The organism is Flammeovirga aprica JL-4 (genome assembly GCF_012844305.1).
In the GTDB taxonomy this organism is placed as follows: Bacteria; Bacteroidota; Bacteroidia; order Cytophagales; family Flammeovirgaceae; genus Flammeovirga; species Flammeovirga aprica.
This window is the reverse complement of record NZ_JABANE010000027.1, coordinates 14,132-39,066: the sequence shown is the minus strand read 5'-3', so window position 1 is coordinate 39,066 and position 24,935 is coordinate 14,132. Positions and strand designations below refer to the sequence as shown.

The 24,935-nt window shown below is 38.3% G+C and carries 14 protein-coding genes; 1 reads left to right on the top strand and 13 read right to left on the bottom strand.

The window, feature by feature from the left end; translation table 11 throughout:
• Nucleotides 1–370: 370 nt before the first annotated feature.
• From HHU12_RS11915 to HHU12_RS11880, 8 genes are all read right to left on the bottom strand, one after another.
• Nucleotides 371–4,357, bottom strand: coding sequence for a starch-binding protein (locus tag HHU12_RS11915; protein ID WP_169656969.1), 3,987 nt, complete (start codon nucleotides 4,355–4,357; stop codon nucleotides 371–373).
• Nucleotides 4,358–4,895: 538 nt separating this feature from the next.
• A complete protein-coding gene (locus HHU12_RS11910) occupies nucleotides 4,896–6,479 on the bottom strand; it encodes an aldehyde dehydrogenase (NADP(+)) (RefSeq protein ID WP_169656968.1) in 1,584 nt (527 codons plus the stop codon).
• Nucleotides 6,472–8,088, bottom strand: coding sequence for a glycoside hydrolase family 43 protein (locus HHU12_RS11905; protein WP_205959864.1), 1,617 nt, complete (start codon nucleotides 8,086–8,088; stop codon nucleotides 6,472–6,474). The genes HHU12_RS11910 and HHU12_RS11905 overlap by 8 nt, the downstream gene beginning before the upstream one ends.
• Nucleotides 8,089–8,176: 88 nt before the next feature.
• Nucleotides 8,177–9,127 (bottom strand): C-terminal binding protein, encoded by a 951-nt coding sequence (locus tag HHU12_RS11900; RefSeq protein WP_169656967.1) that lies wholly within the window; start codon nucleotides 9,125–9,127, stop codon nucleotides 8,177–8,179.
• Between the two features lie 186 nt (nucleotides 9,128–9,313).
• Nucleotides 9,314–10,486: a fumarylacetoacetate hydrolase family protein gene (locus tag HHU12_RS11895; protein ID WP_169656966.1), complete on the bottom strand. Its 1,173-nt coding sequence runs from the start codon at nucleotides 10,484–10,486 to the stop codon at nucleotides 9,314–9,316.
• A gap of 16 nt (nucleotides 10,487–10,502) precedes the next feature.
• On the bottom strand, nucleotides 10,503–11,393 hold the full coding sequence (locus tag HHU12_RS11890) for an SMP-30/gluconolactonase/LRE family protein (protein ID WP_169656965.1): 891 nt from the start codon (nucleotides 11,391–11,393) through the stop codon (nucleotides 10,503–10,505).
• On the bottom strand, nucleotides 11,377–12,177 hold the full coding sequence (locus HHU12_RS11885; RefSeq protein ID WP_062617633.1) for an SDR family NAD(P)-dependent oxidoreductase: 801 nt from the start codon (nucleotides 12,175–12,177) through the stop codon (nucleotides 11,377–11,379). The genes HHU12_RS11890 and HHU12_RS11885 overlap by 17 nt, the downstream gene beginning before the upstream one ends.
• Before the next feature lie 19 nt (nucleotides 12,178–12,196).
• Nucleotides 12,197–13,885 (bottom strand): DUF5107 domain-containing protein, encoded by a 1,689-nt coding sequence (locus HHU12_RS11880; protein WP_169656964.1) that lies wholly within the window; start codon nucleotides 13,883–13,885, stop codon nucleotides 12,197–12,199.
• Nucleotides 13,886–14,231: 346 nt separating this feature from the next.
• On the opposite strand from HHU12_RS11880, the gene HHU12_RS11875 reads away from it, so the two are divergent.
• Nucleotides 14,232–14,786, top strand: a complete 555-nt coding sequence (locus HHU12_RS11875) for an acetate uptake transporter (protein ID WP_157491370.1) — start codon at nucleotides 14,232–14,234, stop codon at nucleotides 14,784–14,786.
• 209 nt (nucleotides 14,787–14,995) lie between these two features.
• Here the strand turns inward: HHU12_RS11875 and HHU12_RS11870 are convergent, their stop codons facing one another.
• The 5 genes from HHU12_RS11870 to HHU12_RS11850 all read right to left on the bottom strand — a co-directional run bounded on the left by HHU12_RS11870 (nucleotide 14,996) and on the right by HHU12_RS11850 (nucleotide 24,885).
• Nucleotides 14,996–16,303: a glycoside hydrolase family 11 protein gene (locus tag HHU12_RS11870; RefSeq protein ID WP_169656963.1), complete on the bottom strand. Its 1,308-nt coding sequence runs from the start codon at nucleotides 16,301–16,303 to the stop codon at nucleotides 14,996–14,998.
• 315 nt (nucleotides 16,304–16,618) lie between these two features.
• The gene (locus HHU12_RS11865; protein ID WP_169656962.1) at nucleotides 16,619–19,765 is read right to left on the bottom strand and encodes a glycosyl hydrolase family 8; all 3,147 of its coding nucleotides are present in this window, start codon (nucleotides 19,763–19,765) and stop codon (nucleotides 16,619–16,621) included.
• Nucleotides 19,766–20,493: 728 nt separating this feature from the next.
• Nucleotides 20,494–21,474 (bottom strand): glycoside hydrolase family 43 protein, encoded by a 981-nt coding sequence (locus HHU12_RS11860; protein ID WP_169656961.1) that lies wholly within the window; start codon nucleotides 21,472–21,474, stop codon nucleotides 20,494–20,496.
• A gap of 16 nt (nucleotides 21,475–21,490) precedes the next feature.
• Entirely contained in the window at nucleotides 21,491–23,008 is a 1,518-nt protein-coding gene (locus HHU12_RS11855) for an MFS transporter (protein WP_205959863.1), read from the bottom strand.
• Nucleotides 23,009–23,535: 527 nt separating this feature from the next.
• Entirely contained in the window at nucleotides 23,536–24,885 is a 1,350-nt protein-coding gene (locus tag HHU12_RS11850) for an endo-1,4-beta-xylanase (RefSeq protein WP_169656959.1), read from the bottom strand.
• Between the last annotated feature and the right edge of the window lie 50 nt (nucleotides 24,886–24,935).

The following is a 24,935-nucleotide window of genomic DNA, read 5'->3' as shown; positions in this document are numbered from 1 at the left end:
AATTACAACTTATTGATTTACAGATATTTAAATACATAGCCACCCATTTACTACTATTTACACTTGTTCACTTACGAACATAATTCACACGTAATGAACAGGTTAATGACCGTTTTTAACGAAAATAGCCTGTAACAAAATGCTACAGGCTATGATAGTTCTACTTTAGTACCAGGACGAAAGTAAATGAATATTTTATCTTATCTTTTTTATCCTACTCTTCGTTAGATTTTTATCACATAACTATGCTATGCTCTGCAAATCTGCCTCGATAAGAATAAAAAATAACAACCTAAAATTATCCCTTTTCTTTTTCCTAGTACTTATTGATGAAAAAGTAGTGATAGTGTTTCGAACTACGTTAGAGTCATTATTTTTTGATCAACTTCCTCACCGTTCTCTGGTTATCAATTGAAATGTTGACCAAATACATTCCTGCTTGCAGGTCTAATTGATCAAATGTCAATTGTTGCTTTCCTGACTGCACTGTTTTCAATTGTAGAGGATAAACTTCTTGTCCACTCAAATTGAAAATCTGAACACCAACTGTCTTACTTTCTGCAAGTGTCAGCTGAAGGAAGAATTGATTATCAATAATTGTTGGATACAGTTTTAAATCTTCTTCCAAATTCAGTCCTAAAGTAGCATTGCGAGCACTGCTTGATTCAGGATTTGAATTATACCACTGTCCGTCTTTATACCAACCTTCAGTAGCTCTTGATAGATCAGAGGTTTGATTTCCACTTCCATCATGGAAAAGTAAACTAGCAGAAGATGTATTCGTGATTGTATAACTGTACCAACCGTTTCCATCATTGGTTAGACTTACTCCTGGCCAATTGGATGAGCTTCCATTATCTGTATTCCAATAGTGGATGAGTGGGTTGTTCCAAGTCGATTTAAAATGAACTGTCAATCCTGTTGGTGTTACTGTATTGCCATCAGGGTTTTGATCGTACCATTGCCCATTTACATACCAACCATCTTTGTTTCTTGTCAAATCAGAAGTTTGTCCTCCTCCATTATTACTGAAAATAATACTTGAAGAAGTCACGGCTTCTGGGAAAGTGAAAGCGTACCATCCATTCGACTGTGACATACTTACACCTGGCCAAGTCGCATTAGCCAATGCTCCCGTCGGAGAGGCGTTCCAATGGTAAATATGTGTATAGTCTTTAGCATAAACGGTGAAACCTCCGCTTGGTGCAGTCACTGTGAATGATGCGGTACTTACCGTTGAAGTATTGCCGGCATCATCAACAGCGATAGCTGAGACAGTAGTAGTTTGGGAAATCGATAAGGTGACTTGCCCTTCTGCTGAAGTTGAAGATAAGGTTGGTGTAGATCCGTCTAAAGTATAATAGAGCGTTGGTGATGCATCACGATTGTCTGAAGCGGAAATTGTAATGTTTCCAGAGCCTACAAAAGTACTGCCTGAAGGTGAAATAGAAACTGTTGGAGCTTCTGTATCAGGCGTTGTGATTGGTTCATCAATCCATCCGTTATCATACCAAACGTTACCACAAATATTCATTTCGTCGCCAGTGATTTTTGTATCACCGCAAAGTAAGATCAAATTAGTGCAAGTGCCGTCAATCGTGTACTCATAGAATCCAGGGTAATCTGTTGAAGCCAACATATTTTCTCCCGGCCATGCTGTTGTCATGGTTCCTCCTGTTACACTCCAGAAATAAATTCTTGGTGTTGAACAGTCCGTTTTGAAATACACGGTCATTCCTCCTTCAATTGGTTCTGGAACAGTGTAGGTCACTGTTTTAACGGCTGAACTACCAACGCTATTAATAGCAATGGCTTTGAAAGTAATCACATCACCTGCGTTTCCAGATAACACTACATCCCCATTGTATTGAGAAGATGAAGCAGTTGGAGTACTTCCATCCAATGTATAATAAATCACTCCATTTTCAGTGGCTGATGCACTGACTCTATTGCTATTTTGAGTGAGCATTAAAGTTGGTACTTGAGGTGTTATTACCGAGCAATCAGGGCATTCGTTGTGCCATGTATTTCCATCATACCAACCGTTTGAGTTTCTTGAAAGGTCAATGGTTTTGTTACTTCCATTGTCACTGAAAAGCAGATTGACACTTTCTGTATTTTCAAATACATATTTATACCAATCACCATCATGCTGTGTCATATTTGGTCCAGGCCAAGTGCTTGCAGGTAATGCCCCAGCAGGTACTTCTTGCCAATAATGTACATTGACACCATTCCAATTGGATGGCTTTTTGAAATACACTTCCAGTCCTTCAATCTCACCGATTCTGTAAGAGAAAGTAGTCACTGAAGACGAATTTCCATCTTTATCTACTGCAAATGATTTGATGTCCATATCATCATTGACAGCGATTTTTGTATTGTTGTACTGACTGCTTGAAAACGAAGGCTGAGAACCGTCTGTTGTATAATAAATAGTATAAGGACCTCCTGCTCCTAATGAAGCAGAAAGACTTACTTCTACAGGGTTGTCATATCTCTGAGGTGCTGGCGATGCACTTACAAATGGCAAGCTTGGTCCACCTTCTCCCGGCTGGAAGAAACCAACGCCATTGCCACCGATCATACCAGGGCCATTTAAAACATAGACAGCCGCCGAACCTGATTCTACAGTACAATTTAAAGTTCCATTAGAAACCACTGCTTCTGCTCCTGTCACTGCATCTCTGTAAACACCATTGGTCAAACCTGTAAAATTGAATGATGCTGATCCATCTTTTGCTAGACCTACCGCCACTTCACTGTTTCCATGTACACGAACATAACCAACGCCGTTTCCGCCATTGTCACCATTCCAGCGCCACTCTCCTTTTTGAAGTGCTGGCACTGCTGATCGCATAGCATTCAGTTTTTTGATGTGTTGATAAATCTTGTGACTTGGTGCTTGATCCATCACATCACCATAGTATGCTCTACCTGTTTCATTAATGGATTTTTTAATTCCTTCTGCATCATGAATATCCGCAAAGGCCCCTGCCATAAATCGCATTTCCGTACCATAATACACAATCGGGATACCTCTCCAAGTAAACATAAAATTCAGACAGGCCGCTAAGTTTTCATCCGTTCCACCATAACGCTTGTTCCAGTCATTATTTGGACCAAAATCATGGTTATCTAACCATAATAAGTTGGTTGACGGATCTGCATATAAGTGATCATAACGTGATGCTGCTTTCACACCTCCAAAACCTTCACCATATTCAAAAGGACCATGGAAACTTGCTTCCGCATAAAAGTCAATCACAGCCATTCCTGATGGTTCAGATGCATTCGTTGCCCCTCTCCAAGTGTACCAGTGTGGATTAATTTCCTCGATACTGTGTAATTCGTGACGCTTCTGAGCTACTTCACCAAAAACAAAAAGGTCTGGATTGATCGCCTTAAAAGCATCTAAGAAATACAGTACATCTTCTTTAGACATGTGCTTGATGGTATCCCAACGGAACGCATCTACACCCATTTCGATAAAGGTCTTATAAGCATTGACCAAATACTCTCTTACTAGTGGACTTGATGTGTTTAAATCAGGTGTATCTCCTGCCAATGCTCTGTTGTAAAGGTTTTCAGTATCGTCCCAGCCTTGAGCAAAACCATTACCGCTTTGGTGGTACCAATCCGGATCTGTTGTATTGACATAAGAAACAGTAGAAGGCCAGTTGTAGTTGGAAAGATCTTCATTGTAAGGTGCTGGCAATTCAGGTAGGTTCGCTCTACTCCAAATCAAGCCATCATCAGGGTTTGGTGTCAATCCATCGTACTCCCAATTTGGATTAGGTTGCAATGGATTACCATTTAAATCCTGTCCCCAGACTTCTGAAGTATCTGTATTATATTTTATTTCAGCTAAACCTTTAATACCAAAACGGCCAGCGTGATTGGTCACCACATCCAACACAATTTTCATATCTCTGGCATGCACTTCATTGATCAGATCTTGAAAAGTGGCACCCGGAGATTCCAATCGAGGGTCTACTTTTGTAAAATCATAAGCGTGATAGCCATGGTAATCCAAAGGACTCCAGTTCTGAACAATTGGAGTGATCCAAATAGCGGTAAAACCAAGGTCTTTGATATAATCCAGTTTTTGAATCAAACCTTTAAAATCACCTTTCCAAGTGACATCATTGGGATCTGTAATAGAAGGATTAATTTCTGGATCTGGATTGTAAGAACTCCATTCATTGGGAACATTATTACTCGGATCTCCATCAAAGAAGCGAGTGGTCATTAAGAAGTAAATAGTTTCTTCGCGAAAATCAGTTTGTGCGAAAAGCGTATTGATCCCTACACTCATACATAAAGAGAGCGTCAATAGCCATTTTGTAAATTTCATTTTCATACTTTTAGTTATTTACCAAGTAGAGCCCTTTTTATCATCAGGGTGCTTAATTCCCTTATTGACATTCAGTTTGCTACTTTAAGTAATAATCAAGTCAGTTAATTTTTTGTACTCAAAGTACTTGTTGTTATTCTTTCCGGAAAGTCACTTCAAGCTGTTTTTACAATGTTAGCACATTCGGTTTTGTGATGCGTTCCGATGGATAATAAATGGGTGTTTTTAGAAAGTGGCACGTGTCGGTGGAGGGAAGGGAACTTTACAAGAAGTATCAATAACTCTCAAGAGCTTGGTTTAAGAGTATATTCAACAAAAAAAGACACAACAAAAATGCTGTGTCTTTCCATTTCTAATTATCAAATCTACCTGAATTAAGTACTAAGTCAAAAATAAATCATAGTCAATTCTAATTTATTTTTTGTGAGTACAACGCTAAAAAACGTATTAATAGTGGTTCTATTAAAAGTTTTTTGAAGGACGTAATCGCAAAACAATAAATAGAATTAGTATTAGATAATTTTGAATTTGTACTTATCTAAATTACATTATCTGAATATTTACCGTTAAGCTTTCTATAGAGTTGTAAAGGATTGTTGTTTTTCAGTGTGTCTGGCAATAGTGCATCTGGAATATTCTGATAGGCTACAAACCTTGCAAAACGAACAATCGCTTCTCCTCCTACACTTGTTGCCCATCCAATAGATGAAGCTGGATACGGTCCTCCGTGTTGCATAGAAGGATTCACATCAACACCTGTTGGGTAACCGTTGAAAATGATTCTGCCTACTTTTAATTCCAAAAGGCTGATCAGCTTAGAAGACAAATCATCATCACCGTCGGAATGTATAGTGGCTGTCAGTTGCCCTTCAAGATGCTTTGCCAAACGAAGCATATCTTTCTCACATTCTACTTCAACCACTAGAGTCACTGGTCCAAAAATTTCTTCATGGAGTGATTTGTCATTGACAAAATGATCTACTGTCGTTTTGAATAAGGCATTAGGAGGTGTTTTGTCATTTTCGTTCCATTCCACCTCATTGATCCATTGTACATTAGGGTTATTTTTCAATCTCACTAATCCATGATAGTAAGCAGAAAGAATTCCCTTATTCAGCATTACCCCTCTACTATTATCATTCAATTGAGAGGAAAGTCCTTTGATCAGTTCATCATCCGCCAATGTCACAATCAAACCTGGGTTGGTACAAAACTGCCCAACACCTAAGCAAACAGAAGTTGAAAGCCCTGCAATCAATTCTTGCTTCTTATTTTCTAATGCTTTCTTGCCAATGAAAACAGGATTGATACTTCCCATTTCTGCATAAACTGGAATAGGATCAGGACGAGAAGCAGCAATGTCCATTAAAGCTTTTCCTCCTTTAAATGAACCCGTAAAACCTACCGCCTGAGTTGCTGGATGTTGTACAAGCTTTGCCCCAAGATCATTGCCTACACCTTGCAACAATGAGAATACACCATTTGGCATATTGGTTTTCAATGCGGCAACTGCAACAGCTTGTGCAAATAGTTCAGAAGTTTCCGGGTGAGATGGATGTCCTTTTACCACTACAGGGTTTCCTGCCGCTAATGCTGACGCTGTATCTCCACCTAAAGAACCAAATGCAAATGGGAAGTTGGAGGCTCCAAAAACAACCACTGGCCCGATGGGACGCATCATACGTCTGATATCTGGCTTAGGTACTGGCTGACGGTCAGGAATTGCTGTATCAATACTCGGCTGAGTCCATTGCCCCGCTTCAGCGATACTGGCAAACGCTCTGATCTGTCCGCACGTTCTTCCTCTTTCACCCGTTAATCTTGGAATTCCCAATCCACTTTCTCTGTGTCCTACTTCTAAAAGTGTATCTCCTAAAGCTTCAATTTCATCGGCAATTGCATTTAAAAACAATGCGATTTCTTTTCCGCTTAGATTTCTATATTCTTCAAAGGCATCTTGTGCCTTTAGCATTGCTAATTCAATTTCTTTCTCTTCCGAAGTATAAAAGTTGCCCGTTGATTCAGAGGTCACTGGGTTAATAGAAGAGAATTTTTCTCCAGAAGGTTTCAACCAAACACCTCCTATATAAGAGCTTCCCGAAATAGTTTTTTCTTTAATCATTAGTTAATTCTTTATAGCTGAAATATTCAAAATCGGCGTGCTGTCTTCTACCTGATAAATCTTGACAGCAAACACCTACAAACGCTCCTGTAAATGCTGCTCTGTAGCGTACATTTTCATCTCTTACATACTCATCTGATAGAATACTTCCATCCAAAACAGGCCCTACTTTCTGCCATTCTCCTTCTTTTACGGCATAGTAGAACTGTAATTGAGCTCCATTGTAATCCATTTTCATCCACACTTTTTCTGCGTCTGAAACATCAATGGGTTCAATTGGTTCTTGCTGATCATACTTATCACAAGTGATGATGTACAATTCTTTTTTGGTGCCATCATCATTCCCCATTATATGTAAGTAGTGATAATGGAATGTATTATAATACGCTACCAATCCTGCCATTTGCTGGAATGATACAGGATCAAATTCCACACACGTTTCCGCCACTACATGATGTTCCTGAACTCTGTGCGCTACTAATGATTGTCTGAATACTGAGCTTAATGATTCTCTTCCGTACAATCTCAAATAGCCTTCTCTATCATTTTGAGTAATCCAATCTTCCGTCATAGGTACTCTTAAGGCATGAAGGTGGATATCCAATGGCTGATCTGGAGCAAAAGTGATTTTCTCTACCTTAGACTTTGGTTTGTGTTCTGGAAGTTGAGGAGCTTCTACTTCTTTTCTCGGTACATTATTATCTCCCACTTTATACAGCCAATCATCTTCTCTCCATTCAAACTTTTCAATGGCTGATTCTCTACCTGTAATGCATCTGCCTCTTTCTGTCAATGGTCTTCCTACTAAGAACACACCGTACCACTCTCCATTTTGTGTTTCTACAAACTGACCATGACCTGATCTTTGTAAGTAGTTTTGAGGAGTATCTTTACAGGTAATGATTGGGTTTTGAGGATGCACTTCGTAAGGCCCAAATAAGCTTTTTGATCTTGCTAAAGTCATGGCGTGGTTGAATTCCGTTCCCCCTTCAGCAGTCAATAAATAATAATAGCCATTTTTCTTAAAAATATGTGGTCCTTCCGTTCCTCCTAGTTCTGTACCTGGGAAGATATAGTGAATATCACCTATTAATTTCTGCTCTTCTTCTGAATACTCCTGCAATACAATTCCACCGAAAAACTTACGCTTACGGTGATCCATAATCATATTGACTAACCATATTTTACCGTCATCATCATGGAAAAATGATGAGTCAAATCCACTTGAATTCAAATACACTGGCTCAGACCATGGTCCCATGATATCTTTTGCTGTCACTACATAGTTCGGCGTATCTTTCCATGTTGCACCATCAAAACTTAAAACATTGGTATACAATAAATAGTACGTTTCATTGTGCTCATTGTAGCTTAAACAAGGCGCCCAAACTCCACCTGAATCAGGCACACCTCTCATGTCTAACTGTGATGCTCTATCCAATGGCCTTGTGATCAATTCCCAATTCACCAAATCTTTGGAATGGTGAATTTGATATCCTGGAAACCACTCAAACGTTGATGTTGCTATATAATAATCATCCCCTCTTCTTAGAATACTTGGATCTGGATTGAACCCTCTAAGGATGGGATTTTGAATCATTTTTGTCATTTCTTCTTTTTTTAAAATATGAATATTTTTTGCGGGTTGACATATAGGTCAGCCCCTACGTGAGGCGGGTCGACACGTAGGTCGACCCCTACACCACCTGGCATCGCAGTGCTTCCCCATTTAATGTACGCTCCACTTCTTCGGCAGCATAGCGTTGCAATCTTCTTACACTTGCTTCGCTATAATAAGAAATATGAGGCGTCATCAGAATATTTTTTGCAGTTCTCAATGGATGATCTCCTTCCATTGGTTCTGCCTCAAAAACATCGATTCCTGCATTGGCAATTTCTCCTTGATTCAATGCTTCTGCTAGCTCTTTTGTATGAATCAATGCCCCTCTTGAGGTATTAATCAAAGTTGCAGTAGGTTTCATTTTTGACAACCTTTGCTGATTGATCAAATGATGTGTCTCAGGTGTGTGAGGTAAATGCAAAGAAAGAATATCAGCCATTTTAATTGCTTCTTCTAATTCCACTTTCTGAACATTCATACCTGATAAAACAGCCTGTGATACATAAGGGTCATATGCATAACATTTGAAGCCAAAAACCTGCATTCTTTTTATCGTTTCTCTTCCTATACGCCCTGCACCCAATACTACAAAGTTCATATCTGAAAAAGATTTCAGTGTGGTAGGCGTAGAGGCAGGCCATTGATTTCCTATAATAGAGTCATGCCAAAAAGGAAGTTGTCTACCTAGTGAAACGGCTAATGATGCTGCATGGTCTGCAACTTCTGCAATACCATAATCTGGAACATTACACACTGCTATTCCATATTTTTTTGCCGCTTCTAAATCAATATTATCCACCCCTATTCCATACCTCACTATCACTTTAGCGTTGTTTAATTGAGAAAGGATTCTATCTGAATAAATACCGTACTGTACCAAAAGGGCATCTGCGTCTTTTGCTACTTCTATTATTTTATCTTCTTCTTTATGCTGATAGATTTCAAGATTAAATCCTGCTCTATCACATACTTTTTTTTCTTCTTCAAAGGCTCCTGCAAAATTGCAGTCTGAAATTACTACTTTCATCGTTTTATATTTGTGAAGCATGCACCACGACTGAAGTCATGGGCAGGGGATACTGACTACGACAACACTAAAGTGATGTCTTCGTTTTTAAACCTTCAAGACTTCAGTCTTGATTAGGTTTGATTATCACCTACCCATAGTTTTAACTATGGTGTACGAACTATTGCTTAATTTTATTTCAACACATTACGTTGTCAATACTCCTCTTTTGGTCAGGTTTTTCATCAATTCTGAAATACCAAAAGTCCATCTTAGTGCCTTGTTCGTATGATTTACCGTATTGGTAAGCATCCCCAACTTCGCGGAAGAAATAGAAACTACATCACCTACTTTGTGTGTGAAACCATTGCCTTTGTCTCCTCTGTCTTTAGTAGGAGCAAACAATGTCCCTGTGAAAAGTGCGAAGCCATCAGGGTATTGGTGATTGTCACTGAAAGTCTGTCCTACCAAATCCAACACATCTCTACTGATCTGCGTCATATCACTTTTATCATCCAGAATAAATCCGTCTTCTTTTCCTTGTACTAACACTCTCACTTCTGCCTTACGTACATCTTCTAGAGAAAATGAATCATCAAAAATGCGGATAAAAGGACCGATAGCACATGATGCATTATTGTCCTTGGCTTTACCCAATAGTAAAGCACTTCTTCCTTCTATATCTCTTAGGTTTACATCATTGCCCAATGTGGCTCCGATCACCTCTCCGTTACCATTTACAGCCAATACAATTTCCGGTTCAGGGTTATTCCATTCTGAAATCGGCAAGATTCCAATTTCTGCACCTACACCCACAGAAGACATTGGCTGTGCTTTAGTGAATACCTCTGCATAAGGCCCAATCCCTACTTCCATATATTGTGACCACATTCCTTCTGCCTGCAATACTTCTTTCAGATCTTCTGAAGCTTTAGAACCTGGCACGATTTCACGTACATCTCCACCAATTTTATCATTGATCATTCCTCTCAATGCATCTGCTTTTGAAGCATCACCTCCTGCTCTTTCTTCAATCACTCTTTCCAGCATTGAAACCATGAAAGTCACACCACATGCCTTGATCGCTTGAATATCAAAAGGGGAAATAAAATGAGTTTTGTCCACACTCCCTTCAAGAGCATTCTCCATCAATTCCTCATAATTTCCCAGTTTCTCCAATAAAGAAACATCTATTGTACTTAAATCAATATTGAGATTGAATAGATCAGAGGTAGTAGGTGCCAATGTTGTCAAATTGTATACTCCTTCTTCTTTGATGATAACAGGAGCAGGTCCCGTTTCAACGCCCACCATCCAAACTCTTCCTATTAATGTACCTTCAAACTGATCTGCAGGTAAGTATTGTTTCAAATCACTCATTGTATTGTTTGTTTTTTTAATATTGAACTAATGATGTTGGAAGCCCTTTTACGCCAGGCTTAAAAGCGAATAGACTTCCTGCTAGAGGAAATTCTTGTTTGTCTTCATCTGTCATAAGGTACCTTGCTGTTGTGATGTATAAAGTATCAAGGTGCTCTCCTCCAAACGTACAGCTTGTAATATTAGGCACTGGCATTTCATACACTTCCAGCACCTCTCCTTGTGGTGATAATTTTGTGATTCTTGCTCCCGCAAAAGAACATTGCCATAGATTGCCATCAGCATCTACAGTGAGGCCATCAGGGTAACCTTCGGGATCGTTGAGCTGGTATAAAACTCTTCTATTTTTAATGCTTTCATCCTCAATATCATAAGCATAAATCACCCTTTTAATGGTATCATTATGATAGAGTGTCTTTCCGTCAGGACTAAATGCAGGGCCGTTAGTAATGATGTAATCACTGTCTAAATGTGCTACTTTCCCATCTGGGCCTAACCTGTATAAACTTCCTGATGCTTTCTTCTCTTTTTCATCCATTGACCCTGCCCAGAAATTGCCGTAAGTATCTACTTTTCCATCATTAAATCTGTTTTCCGGTAGATGCTCCTCCAACGACTGAATCATTTTATAATCATCGTTTTCAAAATCAATGAAAGCAAAACCATCTCGAACGGTACCGATAAAACCACCATTTTCTCTGAAGGCTAAACTTGTCAACTCAAAACTCAGTTGCCATGACTTTTTAGATTGATTGAAAGTAGAGTAACGGTGTACTTTCTTTTCTACAATGTCCAGCCAATAAATTGCCTGTTCATGTTCTACCCAAAGCGGTCCTTCTCCAAGTGTGGCAGGAATTACCCAAAGGCATTCCAACGACTCTATTTTTCTATTAATTACTGCCTGCATACTCTGCGTCTTCTCCTATTCCTTCACCACCTAACCCTAAATAACCGCCATCAACTGGCAGATCTGTTCCAGTGATAAAGCTTGCCTCATCACTGCATAAAAACATGCATGCACTTGCCACTTCTTCAGGTTGACCACATCTTCTCATCATGTGATATTTACCCCAAATTGGTTCATATTTCTCTTGATCATATCCGGCAGCTTTTAAAACTTCTCTAGTCCAAATCCAACCCGGACTCACTGAGTTGACACGGATACCCATCGGAGCAAGATCCAAAGCGGTACATTTTGTCAATTGATTCACCGCACCTTTAGCGGCATTATAAGTCCATCTTCCGGGCTGAGCGATATGTGCTGAAATACTTGAAATATTGACAATAGCACCTTTACCTTGCTGTTCCATTAGTTTACTGACTTCCTGCGTCATCTTCGCAAAACCAATTGGCCCTACTTCCAAAGAGCGCTGCCATTCATTTCTCGTTGCCTCTAAACCTGCAGCTATAAACGAGAAGGCATTATTGATCAGAAAGTCTATGCCGCCCATTTTTTCAATGGCAAAAGCAACTTGTTCTTCACAAAACTTCTCATCCAACATATCTCCATGGATAAAATAAATGTCACCACCTTTAGCCTTCAGTTCTTCTACTGTGGCCAAACCTGTTTCATTATCTATATCTGAAATCACCACCGAACACCCATAAGAAAGAAATGCTTCTACACATGCCCTTCCTATTCCTTGTGCTCCTCCAGTGACTAATGCTCTTTTACCTTGTAATCCTCTCATAATAGTAGCTCTAAAAAATTTATAATATGCCCACTTTCTTCGTCAGCTTATTTTGATTATTATCTTGAATATTGACGATATAAATACCTTTGGTCAATGCTGTTATTTTCACTTCAGTTAGATTGGTGTTTTGCTGAAAAACTACTCTTCCTTCCAAATCATATAACTGTATCAATCGCTGTGAGTGATCAGAGAAAACAATATCAATTTGTCCTGTATTTTGATTTTTAAATTGCACCACAAGCTCCTTTTCCAAACTGCTGATGACATCCTCTTCTGATGGATCTCTTTCATCACCAACCGTTACATTAAATGTCTCAGAGTGCAACACCTTATCTTCTTTTATTACAGAAAGGCTCGCTTTATACTTATCGACTGGAATATTCAATTCAGAAAAAATAATCTCTTCCTTAAATGACTGTACTGTGGACGACTGAACTGTGTAAATTTTTTGGTACATTTCCTCCTCATCATCCATTACCAACAATTGCACTTTATACTCTTTTTCAAGAGGCTGGAAAGTGGTGAAATTAATTCTGTTCAAAGAAGGCTGTTCCAGATCCCATGCAAAATGTTTATCGATGTAATCAACATGACTTAAACCCACTGACGGCATGTAAGTCTCGGTCCATTCCAATCGCTCATAAGCAGCCATTTTATAATCCTTAAAAAACTGCTGTGATAATCCTGACCATAATTCAACATTAGGTCTTTCATAAGCATAAAAATCACTGACATCAACGTTCTCTCCTGGCTCTCCCCATGCCCAGAACTTCAATCCGGGAGTGAGTGATTGATCGTTTGAAATTCTAAAAAGCCCTTCTTCGTTATCATGATTGATCACCCCATAAAAATCTTTCTTGAAGCTAGGGTAAGCATAAGCGATGCCTTGCTCTTCCCAATTTTTGAGTAATGGTAAATTTGTATATTCTTGCACTCTCGGTCCATTCGAAACAAGTTTATCTATACTCGTTAACCAATTTCCGGGACTCCATCCTACTTCATATTGATCAATAGGAACAATCATCTCTGAATTAAATGAAGTCCGAGGATTTTCAACTGTAGAACCTGGAGCAAAAGTGACGCATGTCCAATATTCCAAATTATTATCTACTGCAAGATTTTCCAGTCGTACATTGACCTCAAAATTTGACGCTCCTTCTCTAAGAATTACATCAAAGTAACAGGTCACATTCGTTACTCCATTGTTGTATTGTGAAGGACGCTGAGGATTGTCTAAATTATCTTGTAACCACATTGACAATCTCACCCCATCACTCAGTACTTCAGGTGCTTTTTGGTTCCATGGAACACACCAATATTTCCCATGTTCGGGCTCTGGAAAAGTAGGAAAAACACCTGCGTACTGCATGAGCCAGTCATGATAAAAAATATTGTCCCCTATCAGATAAGGAACTCCTAATTCATTGGTATAAAGTTGCTCATGACCAGTAGGTTTGTAGATAAAAGAGACTACTCTAGCCCCAAATTCAGGCACTACTGTAATTTTCACCAATTCATTTTCCAGTACAATTCCTTTAAATTCCCTTTCAACAATTTCAGTTGTAGAAAAAGAAGCTATACTATAATGCTCATCTAAAGTATAATCATAATGTTGCCACACAAGGGTGGTATCTCGCACCTGTACCTGAGCGAAAGCATAGGTATGAAGTATAGAAAATAAGAGTATTAGTAAATGTCTTTTCATTTCATTCCTTTTGTTTGTTATCATAATTTAAGCGACTCCAAACATGAAAGGCAATAGGTGAGTAGTGATGACGTAGTGATTAAAGTAGTAAAAAGTTAGTTCATGGCGTTAAACCGTTCATTTGACGTATATTAATCCTCTTTTTTGAAAATATTTCTTTACTTCAAACACTTCACTAATGAGTATGCATAAAAAATGTACTACAATTGATAATTATTATATTATTAAGCCTTGAGATTACCACTCATTAACGAATGATCGCCTGATATATCACTACATTTGCGACTGCAAAAAATGGAGGAGATTTTATCTCTATCAATTATCTAACAATCTTAATTACAAAACAATGAAAAACGGGAATCCTGCTGTTGTAGGTTTAGCTGGCTTTGGTTTAACGACATTATTATTACAATTCCATAACTTAGGCTGGGTAGGCTTAGGTCCTGTGATGGCTATGGGTATCATCTTTGGTGGATTAGCACAGTTTATTGCTGGTTTCCAAGAGCAAAAAATGGGAAACAGCTTCGGTTTTTCAGCATTCGTTTCATACGGTGCATTCTGGATGGGTCTTTGTATCATCTGGCTTTGTAACCACTACGGTATTTATGAATCTTCACACTCTGATGTAGGATTCTTCTTATTAGCTTGGATGCTTTATACATTGATCATGTTTATCGCTTCTTTAAGAATTCACACAGCTATGGCGTTTACTTTCGGTACGCTTCTTTTAGGATTCTTATTCTTAGTTTTAGAGCACTTTGTTTCTGAAGCTTTCAAACCAATCGCTGCAATTGATTTAATCATTTGTGCTGGTGCGGCTTGGTACATGATGGCAGCGGCTATCATCAATGAGTTGGCTGGTAAAGTAGTATTACCTTTAGGAAATAAGATTATCAAATAGTCTGTTTCTTTGGATATAAATGATCCGCTATTGCTATGGGGTTTTTCATAGTAATAGCGGGTTTTTTTATTTCGGATTTATTGATTGCTCTTCTGTAGAAGCGTAGCCTACTACGCAATTGCATGAAATAATGGAGAACATGAGAGTTTATAGATCTCATCAAAAATGATACAATCTATACGTAGCAGGCTACATGTCTACAAAGAGTGCTAATGAATCACCACTCTTTGAGTTAAAGTATTTGCAGTACCGACTACATGAAAAACATAGATTCCTTGGTGCAGTGTAGCTGGTAATTGGACGGTTGTTGTTCCTCCTGATGTAGTAATTGTTTCTACTAATTGACCTTGGGAAGTATAGATTAAAATCTCGTTTATATTACCCAAATCAATATTTTTCACCGTGAAGTAATTCTCTTTAATGGGGTTAGGAAAAATAATACTTTCAGAATGTTCTTCAAGGCTAGATAGATTTCTTTGTCTTGCTCCTGATGTATTTCCAAAACCGATAACGCCATTGCAATGCATCCATTCACTGTATTGGCCTCCACAAGTATTATTCTGCCAAACTGCTGTGTTATAAGATTGCTGTTCTGCTTGCTTACGACTTCCATTGATTTCTATCCAATCTACCTGCACATCTCTGCCGTTAGTATCATTGAAATATTCTACATTGACACCTCCTGAAGAGTTAGTATTGACAGTATAAATCTTGAAGTTATTGGTCAGTGACAAGGTTTGTATTGTTTGGTTGTCAATTCTCACATTCAACTTCTCTTGGCCACTGATTCCTTTTGCTCTCACTTTGATGGTATTGGAGTTTCCACTTCCGCCACCATTTCCATTACTTGTGCCCATGGTCATGCTGTACACATCACAAGTACCACTGCTTTGATAGCCTTCTACAGTAAAAGATACTTCGTAAAGGTTTCCCATATTCATTCCTAATGATCCCCATGCATTGAAATGATTCGCACATGTCACTGTACCGCTTGTCCTTTTGGATCTACGGACGCTCCAATATTGCTGAAATGTCTTGGTACCTTCAATGGATGGCTGTTGTATACGAGTAGTTTCATAAATATCATAAGTACCTCCATCTGTAGTTACAGAACCTTTTGGTGTTCCTCCTGGCGGGCGCCAGCTTCCCCAGCTTTCTACAATATAATATTCCACTAATGGACTTGTTGTCCACCCATAAACACATAAATAAGAATTACCGGAAGGTTGGTAATTGGCACCATAAGTCACCGTTTGATTTTTCACTCCAGGACGCTTCCCTTTTCTTGCTAAAAGGTTGCCGATGTTATTCCAAGAGACATAGAAGTTACCTCCATTATTGAGAGTAATACACCCATTCCCTGAGTCTTTCCAATATTCGTAAGTGTAGCCTCCTTGATTGCCGATTTGATTGTTGCAAATGGTTTGGGCGTTTACTTGAGAGAAGGGAGTAATTATACATAAAAGTGGAAGGAGAAATACACTCATCATAGAGCATAAGTTTAGTAATTTTTTCATTGTAATTAAGTTTTCATTTCATAGATTGATCAAGAGCCCAAAAAGAAGTTGGAGTACAATAAAATTGACAAATGCTTCGTACACCATAGTTAAAACTATGGGCAAGTGATACCCCAACCTTATCAAGACTGAAGTCTTGAAAGTTGATCACGGAGACAACACCTTAGTGTTATTGGAGTCAGTATCACCTGCCCATGACTTCAGTCATGGTGCACGATGCATTTTTAAGTACTTCTAATCAATATTAAGACAAAGAGATAGCGTGAATTGGACTCTTGATTTGTGATAAGATTGTTGTCTTAATACCTTTTAGTATTACTGAATAATTAGTTTTCTTATTTGATTCAATCCATCAGATTGCACCTGCACAACATAGGTTCCTCTTTTAAAACCTTGAGTGCTTATTTTCTGTAAACCAGGAGTAAGTTCTGTTGTAAAGACCTTTACGCCACTGATGGTATAGATGCTGATGTATGCAGATTGATCACCCATTCCTTTTATCGTGAAATAGCTTTGGGCAGGGTTAGGATATAAAGTCAGTTCTGAATGTAAACTTTCTTTTGAAGCTACATTTTGAGAAGCTGTCCTTGCATTAGAACAAGAAGGGGCTGTTGATGAATTACTGAAATAAATGGTATGTGTTCCGGTTTTAGAAAGTAAGACTACGTTAGTGCCCTCTTTCCCTATCCAATATTCTCCATCCAATCCATTAATGCCACTGTTTGTAAAAGTGATAGAAGGTGATGCACTTCCTAAAGTATGCGTAATCGATCCTTTTAGGTCCACGTACCAATTGGGCACTCCATTATTCGTTCTCATAGAGAAATCCCATATTTGATTACCTTCTTTTGACCAATTCACTGAAATATTATTGACTTGAGATAAATCGGGGCCATTTCCTAACACATGTGCATGTGTAAAACTCGTATTAGTTGTTGGGAATGCGGATGTACTTGGTAAACCAAATGAGCAACTAGGGTTATTGCCTCCACCGTTATCACCGCCATTATTTCCTTCTGCTGTGATGACTAAATTTCCAAGGTTAAATCCTCCTGCATCAAAGGCGATTCTCATAATTTGTTGCCCTGCCGTTAGATTCACTCCTGAAGCCGTGACATTCGTAAATGTACCCCAAGCTCCTGTAGATGGAACTGCTATTACCCCTGTTTGATCTACTCCTTTGAATTCAATATGGAATCTTCCATTGGCATTAACAGAAGCTACCTCAGCGGAGATAGAATAAGCACCTGCATTGGCTACATTTACGGTAAATTCAAGCCATTCTCCATTGGCAATCCAACCCACATTTCCACCGTTTGTTCTACTCTCAGTATCCACATCTGTATCCTGACGATCACCATTTCCATTATTCCCAACTCCTGTGTCGTGATAGGCTACTCCTTCCCCTCCATTATCAAAAGTTATCGCGTTAATTGTTCCCGGGATAGCTTGTGGACTTCCTAAATAAGGCGTTTGTTCTGATACTGGTATAGATGTTACAGTCACTGAAGTTTGGTCTGTAAAGCCACCGTCTGCTGTAGTTACTGTGATGATTGAAGTACCTTCTGCAATGGCTTGTACTCTTCCTGATGTAGAAACAGTTGCTACATTGGTATTTGAAGAAGTATAAGAAACGGCTTTATTATCTGCATTGGTTGGTAATACTGCAACACTAAGGTTCGATGCATTTCCTTCTTGAATGGAAAGTGTGTATGGTGTTAAAGTCACTCCTGTTACTGGAATTGGGTCTACAGGATTTGAAGTTCCATCTACGTAAGCTTTGAAATTTCCTGATAGATGTAACAAGCACATCATTTGTAATAGCCCATCGTAATAACGGTATCTTCCTGTGGTAGGTGCTCGATCCCATAAGGCATTGATAAATTCCCATGCTTTAGCATCAGTAGAGGCTAAGGCAGTCATGGCATTACAAGCTACTAATCCTACCGCTTGGTAATTTGTGCCCGGTAATGGATTGCCATTTAAAGTATATCCACTAGAGTAACTGTAAATTCCCTCACTGTAGAAAAAGTCTTGGATATTATCAGTGACTACTTTTTCACGTTCGTCTTTTTTAAACCATGCATAATCCATTGCCACATTCATTGCACAGCGCCATGCATCCACCACAAAATCTTCCTTATGACCTCCGGTTGGTGATCCATCATAATTGGAATAATCGGGCATTAAGCCAGTAGTGGGATGAGCGGCCGACTGAAAGAAATCACGGGCAACATCAGCGGCATCTTTCCAATATTGCTGATTGGTGTTGGCCATAATTCCCCATACTTCATAAAAGGACGGTAAGAAATAAGAAGGGTCTGTATACGTGGAGGCATTAGCATAAGGAACAAAACACACTTTTTTCTCCTCATTAAACATATTTGGAACTGAGCCTATGATTTGATTGTGAGGCCAACCTTTATTCATGATCTGTTCCAAAATATAATCTGCTTCAGCACGGTAATTATAAATTCCTCCTCTATCCCCAAAACGAACAGATGCAAAATACAAAGCGGTTACGAAGTAGATTTCACCGTCAGATGCAGTATTGGGATCTAGTTCATTGCCACTTGCATCTACAATCCAACGAAAATAACCTTCTCGATTACCCGGACCATGTTGCATGTGTGTTTTAGCAAATTTCCACATGCGGTCAAACTCTTCTTGTTTATTCATCTGCACGGCGATCATCATACCATATGACATTCCTTCTGATCGCACATCATTATTGTCTATATCAAGAATATAAGCTTCATCTGTTCCTTTAGGATAATACACTCTTTCGGTGGCATCATCACCATAGAATAATTGTTGGTAGACCTCGTTAATTTTTGCATCAATCTGCTGTTGCGTAAACCCTGCCTCCTTGAACATATTTCTGTAGTTTCCTGTATAAAATGCTCCTTGAGAGGGTAAGACAGGAGGAGCAGGTGGTGGTGGAATATCTCCCGTTCTCACAAAAGAAATCCAATCTAAAATAGTGTCATTGGAGCCATCATCCGTTTTTAAAACTAATGTTATGGTTCTATTTCCTGGATTACCTTCAATCTTAACAGATTTAGTTTGTGTGGTCGCTGAAGTACCCGAGAAAGAAAAAGAAGTGACTTCAACACCATCAATTTCTAGGCTTACTCCTGCCGCACTACTATTTGTGGAAGCTCCTCTAACTGCAATGTCAAATAACCCGGGAGCATCAGATAAATTAATGGTCGTTGAACCTTTATCATCATTCGCATAAAGAATAATTCCATTAAAAGGTGTTGTTGTGGTACCTGCATAGGCCCCACCCAAGGTTAATGTTTCCGCTTGGATTTTGATTTCTGCATTGTTGATAACGGTACCACCTTCCACCCTCAGTTGGAATAGCATAACCGTTATCAAAGAAATTAATTTAATAAAGTTGAGTGATACAAAGGATAAAGCTTTAAAGCTCGTCCTTTTGTTGTAATAGTATTTCATTTCAATAAGTGTGTTGATTTAGTTAGCACTCTTTCTCTTTACTAATGAGGTAGCCGGAACAACATAGAAAGTAGAAGAGTTGAATTCATTTCATCGAAGCTATTGTTCAATTAAAATAGGAAGTTTTGGATTATCTTTTTGAGCCTATTCTACGTTAGAATATCATCTCGTAGCTATAGCTATGCTCTTCTACTCTGCCTTGAATAGACTCAAAAATATTAATCCAATCTATCCCAATTTTAAATGCTCAACAGCTTAAGAGATATCTCGTTGAAAGTAAAACTATGCTAATGAAGAATTATAAAATATAAAATTGTGATCAAAAAATATCAAAAATGAAGCAGTAGAGATGTTGCATTACAGTGCTTCATTTCTTGTATACGTCTAAAATTGCTAAAGTAATAGTTATTGCATACGGTCGCTAAAATACAGTAATTGTAAAGTTGGGTGTTGTGTTTTTTAATGGGGAAATTATTAAACTGTTTACTATTGGAAAGCTATCCTAGTTTATGATGTTAGTTATTTTAGTAATCAATGTTACAATCAAAAAAATGGTGTCATACAATTTCAAAACAGTAGGTATGAAAATGAGAAAGCTTCCCAAAAGCCCATAATTTCAATTATGGGTCTAAGTTTATAAGCCTTATCAAGATTTAAGTAATAAGTCTAGAAACAAAAAAAGCACATCAAATTGACATGCTTTTCGAAATGAAATATTAAACTATCCGTTACATTTGACCGTCGATTGTTGAAATTGTCCCGTCACTACTATAATCTATTTCGATAAATTTGACGCTTCGTAACCATGTTTTTCCGCCTGAAGGTTTGCTGTCGTGATAAAACAGATACCACTTATCTTTAAATTCTACGATGGAATGATGTGTGGTCCATCCTACTACGGGAGTTAAAATCACTCCTTTGTACTGAAATGGTCCGTAAGGGGAATCACCTACTGCATAACAGATTTGATGTGTATTTCCTGTAGAGTATGAGAAGTAATATTTGCCGTTGTATTTATGCATCCAAGGCCCTTCAAAGTACCTTCTATCATGATCACCAGCTTTCAAAGGCTCACCGTTTTCATCCAAAATCACTAGGTCTTTTGGTTCCTCCGCGAAGCCTTTCATATCAGCTGTCAGCTTCACAACTTTTGGACATAAAGCATCTTCATGATCTGCAGGTTCTTGCCCTACTTCTATGGCTTTATTGTCTCTGTATCGTTGTAATTGTCCACCCCAAATACCTCCGAAATACATATAATAATCTTCATCATTGTCTTGTAATACGGCAGGGTCAATGCTATAGCTTCCATCCATTGGAGTGGCTTCTGGAATAAAAGGGCCTTCAGGTTTGTCGCTGATGGCAACACCCATTCTGAAAATATCATTCTTATCCTTCATCGGAAAATATAAATAGTACTTTCCATTTTTCTCTGCGGCATCGGGCGCCCACATTTGTCGTCCTGCCCATGGAATATCTTCCAATTTTAAAACACACCCATGGTCCGTTACTTCACCATCAATTTCATCCATTGAAAATACATGGTAATCCTGCATATTAAAGTGGTCTCCATTGTCGTTTTCAGGTACTCCGGATTCTATATCATGTGAAGGGTAGATGTATAATTTCCCATTAAAAACATGCGCAGAAGGATCTGCGGAGTAAATATGATCTGCTATATATTTTGGTTTATTTTGTACTAATTCCATTGTATTTCTATTTGAATTAATTTATTGAAACATCTTCTAATTCTAATGCACTTGCTGATTGTTGTAATTGTCTTCTTTCTGAAAGATCAGACTGAATTTTAATGTTAAAGTCTTTCGTAATCACATAAAAAATAAGAGAGATAACAGACACCATAAAGGTGGTGGCTGGTACTAAGGAAGCTGTTAATCGGATTCCAAAAATCGCTTCATTTGACTGTACTATATTGGGTTCGTAACCATAAACTGATACAATCCATCCACACAATGCTCCTCCTAACCCAAGCCCTGCCTTCAAGGCAAAAACAATCCCTGAGAATACAAAACCTGTCGCTCTTCTGTTGTATTTCCATTCTGAATAATCTGCAACATCACCCATCATTGCCCATAAAAGTGGAATCGTTGGGGCATAGAAAAGGGATTTTAGAATATTTAAAGTAAATGCTAAACCTACGTTATCTTCTGGTACGAAAAAGAACAATCCTGTAAAAACTGCTGTCATAAATAAACAAACAATAAATGTATTACGTTTTCCGAATCTCTTGGCTAGTGGAGCTGATAATGTCAGTACTCCGATGATGGTCACAAACTGACCGATCATATTGAAAAAGCTAAACCCTACGCTGAATGCATTACTCTTATCCGGCAATGCCAGCAATCCAAAAGTTCCCATCAGCTTTTGTAATAGAGAAGGATCACCACTTGTATTTTGAATTAAATTGAATTGTTCGAGGAATGAAAAAATGGCTTCTGGTTTCATGTAATAGCTAAAGAAGTAATACATTCCTCCTCCCCATAATGATAAGGTAGTGAAAATGAAAAGCGTCACGATAAACATCGAGAACCAAGGTCCGTTTTTCTTCAGGTCATTAAAATCTTGTTTGATACTTGTCTTTTGAGATGGTGGTGGTGTGATCCTTTCTTTGGTAGATAAGAATGTAATCACAAAAAACACAATTGCTACTAACGAGAATATACCAATTGTTATTGACCATCCTTTTTGATCATCACCTTGTCCAAACTTATCTACCAATGGTAAAGTAAAACCTTGCACCACCAATGAGGCGATCATAGCCAATACAAATCGGACAGAACCAATGTTTGTTCTTTCATTAATATCACTTGACATCACTCCATGCAATGCAGAATAAGGTGTATTGTTAAGGGAATAAATAGCCATTAGGAGCGTGTATGTGATACCTGCGTAAATGACTTTATACCTTTCTGTAAGGTCAGGAGTGGTAAAAGCTAGAAAGAAAAATAAGCCAAATGGAATGGCAGTCCAAAGCACCCAAGGTCTGTATTTCCCCCACTTTGTATTGGTCCTGTCAGACATAATTCCCACAACGGGATCTACAAAAGCATCAATCACTCTTGCTAAAAGCAGTATGGTACCTGCGGCGGTGGCTTTTATGCCGAATACATCCGTATAAAAGCCCAATTGGAACACCAACATGATCTGGAATACAAAATTCACGGAGCAATCACCAAGGCTGTAACCAATTTTCTCTTTTAAAGATACTTTTTGATCGTTCATTTTCATTAAAAAAATAGGGGTATGTTATTGTAATATCCATTCTAGAATAGAATGTCGAAAAACTCCATCTTAATTCTTCCAAGCTACTGTCTTCTTCATTTTTTCCATTGATGAAAAAACGAAGCAAAAAAATCTAGGCTGTGAACGCAAAAGCTAAATTTTATTCCATAAGCCTAAAATCTTCAAAACTCGCTACGCTCAAACAAACGAAGATTTTTTCACGGCTTATTCCACAAAATTCTTAACGCTTTTCCATTCAATGCCACTTTGAAGGTTCTACAACTAAAAGATAGATCACCAATGAGCTAGAGGTTACGAATTTATACGACATTTCTCCATTAATTTGATTTAAGAAGTATGAGAGAAGAGTAGGTTTATCTTTTTTGTGATAGAGGTAATAATTATTGATAATGTCTTTGTTAATCACAATATCCCTCTTCATTCTTACCTCTTAACTCTTACCTCAATGTTTTTGTTAGGTGGAGAAAGTGGTACTACTATTCCCAGCTTTCTCCCCATTGCTAACTCTATTCTTGAAGGCCTTCTAAGAAGCCTGTATGTGCTTTTTTGATGACGAAATCTTTATCGTATAATAAAGGCCAATCGTCGTGTCCTTGAACACTTGGTATCCAAGATTCATTATCTTTCAATCCCCAAATCGTTAAGGCGAACTTACTGCTTTCTGGAATTGCATTGTATACTTCCACCACTTCTCTCACTTTGTCTTTTTGAGCAAATTCTCTTTCTTCCGTTGAAGAAGTAAGATCATTATCAGGGTTGATTTTTACATCCAATTCAGAGAAGTGCATCAATAATCCTTTATCAGTAATCATCTTTGTATTCTCTGCAATCGCACTTTTTGATGGACCATTGTAACTGATGTGCATTTGGAAACCTACACCATCCAATGGTACATTATTCGTTTGGAAATTATCCACAATTTTACTGATCACACCATTCAATTTTGTCTTATCCCAGCACAAGTTGTAATCGTTGTAGAAAAGGAGACAATCAGGGTCTGCCTCTCTTGCCCATTCGAAACACTTCTGAATGTAGTTTTCACCCATTCTTTCTAAAAATACAGTGTTTCTATAATTGCCTCCTGCATCATCAATAGCCTCGTTAACCACATCCCAAGACACTACTTTTCCTTTGTATCTTGTTACCGTAGTTTTAATATAATCTTCTACCATATTTGAGAATTCCTCATCTGTTCCTTCAAAATTCTCTACCCAACTTGGAGTGGCAGCATGCCAAATTAAAGCATGACCGTGAACTTCCATTCCGTTGTTTTGAGCGTATTCCACCAACTGATCTGCCAATGTAAAATCATATCTCCCTTGCTCAGGATACATGATGTTCATTTTCATTTCCCATTCAGCAGAAATCTGATTGTACTCTCTTCTGTAAATTTCGTCATGCGAACCATTCAAACGGTTCACAATCGTAGCCATCCCGACTCTGAAGGTAGTAGCCACATCTTTTAGAGGAGTATCAGGCTCAACTCCATCCGCTTCCAAAGTAGTTACAGATTTGGAATTGGAGAACGTGGAAGTTTTTTCCTTCAGTTGAGCCTTCACTCTCAAATAAAAAGTCTGTCCGTTCGCTAATTCTTCAAAAGTATAAAAGTCATCCTTTGTCACTACGCTTTCATAAGGAGCCACTAGGTTAGAGAAGTTTTCATCCGTAGCAAGGTTCAGCTCATAACTTTGAGCATTGACAACGCTTGTCCAATCTGCCGTAAAACTACTTGCTTTAAGGTTTGAAATCTTATAAATATCAGGTGCTGAAAGTGTTACTTCCTGCTCTTTATTATCTACACAAGACTGTAATGAAAGTACTAATGCAGCCAATAGATATACTAAAATTCTTTTCATGATTCTATTATTTTCTAAGTTTGAAACAGTCCAGGGAATAGCTCCCTGGA

Excerpts from the sequence above, each read along its gene's own strand:
- HHU12_RS11915 (WP_169656969.1), bottom strand. The coding sequence starts at position 4,357 with ATGAAATTTACAAAATGGCTATTGACGCTCTCTTTATGTATGAGTGTA.
- HHU12_RS11910 (WP_169656968.1), bottom strand. The coding sequence starts at position 6,479 with ATGATTAAAGAAAAAACTATTTCGGGAAGCTCTTATATAGGAGGTGTT.
- HHU12_RS11905 (WP_205959864.1), bottom strand. The coding sequence starts at position 8,088 with ATGACAAAAATGATTCAAAATCCCATCCTTAGAGGGTTCAATCCAGAT.
- HHU12_RS11900 (WP_169656967.1), bottom strand. The coding sequence starts at position 9,127 with ATGAAAGTAGTAATTTCAGACTGCAATTTTGCAGGAGCCTTTGAAGAA.
- HHU12_RS11895 (WP_169656966.1), bottom strand. The coding sequence starts at position 10,486 with ATGAGTGATTTGAAACAATACTTACCTGCAGATCAGTTTGAAGGTACA.
- HHU12_RS11890 (WP_169656965.1), bottom strand. The coding sequence starts at position 11,393 with ATGCAGGCAGTAATTAATAGAAAAATAGAGTCGTTGGAATGCCTTTGG.
- HHU12_RS11885 (WP_062617633.1), bottom strand. The coding sequence starts at position 12,177 with ATGAGAGGATTACAAGGTAAAAGAGCATTAGTCACTGGAGGAGCACAA.
- HHU12_RS11880 (WP_169656964.1), bottom strand. The coding sequence starts at position 13,885 with ATGAAAAGACATTTACTAATACTCTTATTTTCTATACTTCATACCTAT.
- HHU12_RS11875 (WP_157491370.1), top strand. The coding sequence starts at position 14,232 with ATGAAAAACGGGAATCCTGCTGTTGTAGGTTTAGCTGGCTTTGGTTTA.
- HHU12_RS11870 (WP_169656963.1), bottom strand. The coding sequence starts at position 16,303 with ATGAAAAAATTACTAAACTTATGCTCTATGATGAGTGTATTTCTCCTT.
- HHU12_RS11865 (WP_169656962.1), bottom strand. The coding sequence starts at position 19,765 with ATGAAATACTATTACAACAAAAGGACGAGCTTTAAAGCTTTATCCTTT.
- HHU12_RS11860 (WP_169656961.1), bottom strand. The coding sequence starts at position 21,474 with ATGGAATTAGTACAAAATAAACCAAAATATATAGCAGATCATATTTAC.
- HHU12_RS11855 (WP_205959863.1), bottom strand. The coding sequence starts at position 23,008 with ATGAACGATCAAAAAGTATCTTTAAAAGAGAAAATTGGTTACAGCCTT.
- HHU12_RS11850 (WP_169656959.1), bottom strand. The coding sequence starts at position 24,885 with ATGAAAAGAATTTTAGTATATCTATTGGCTGCATTAGTACTTTCATTA.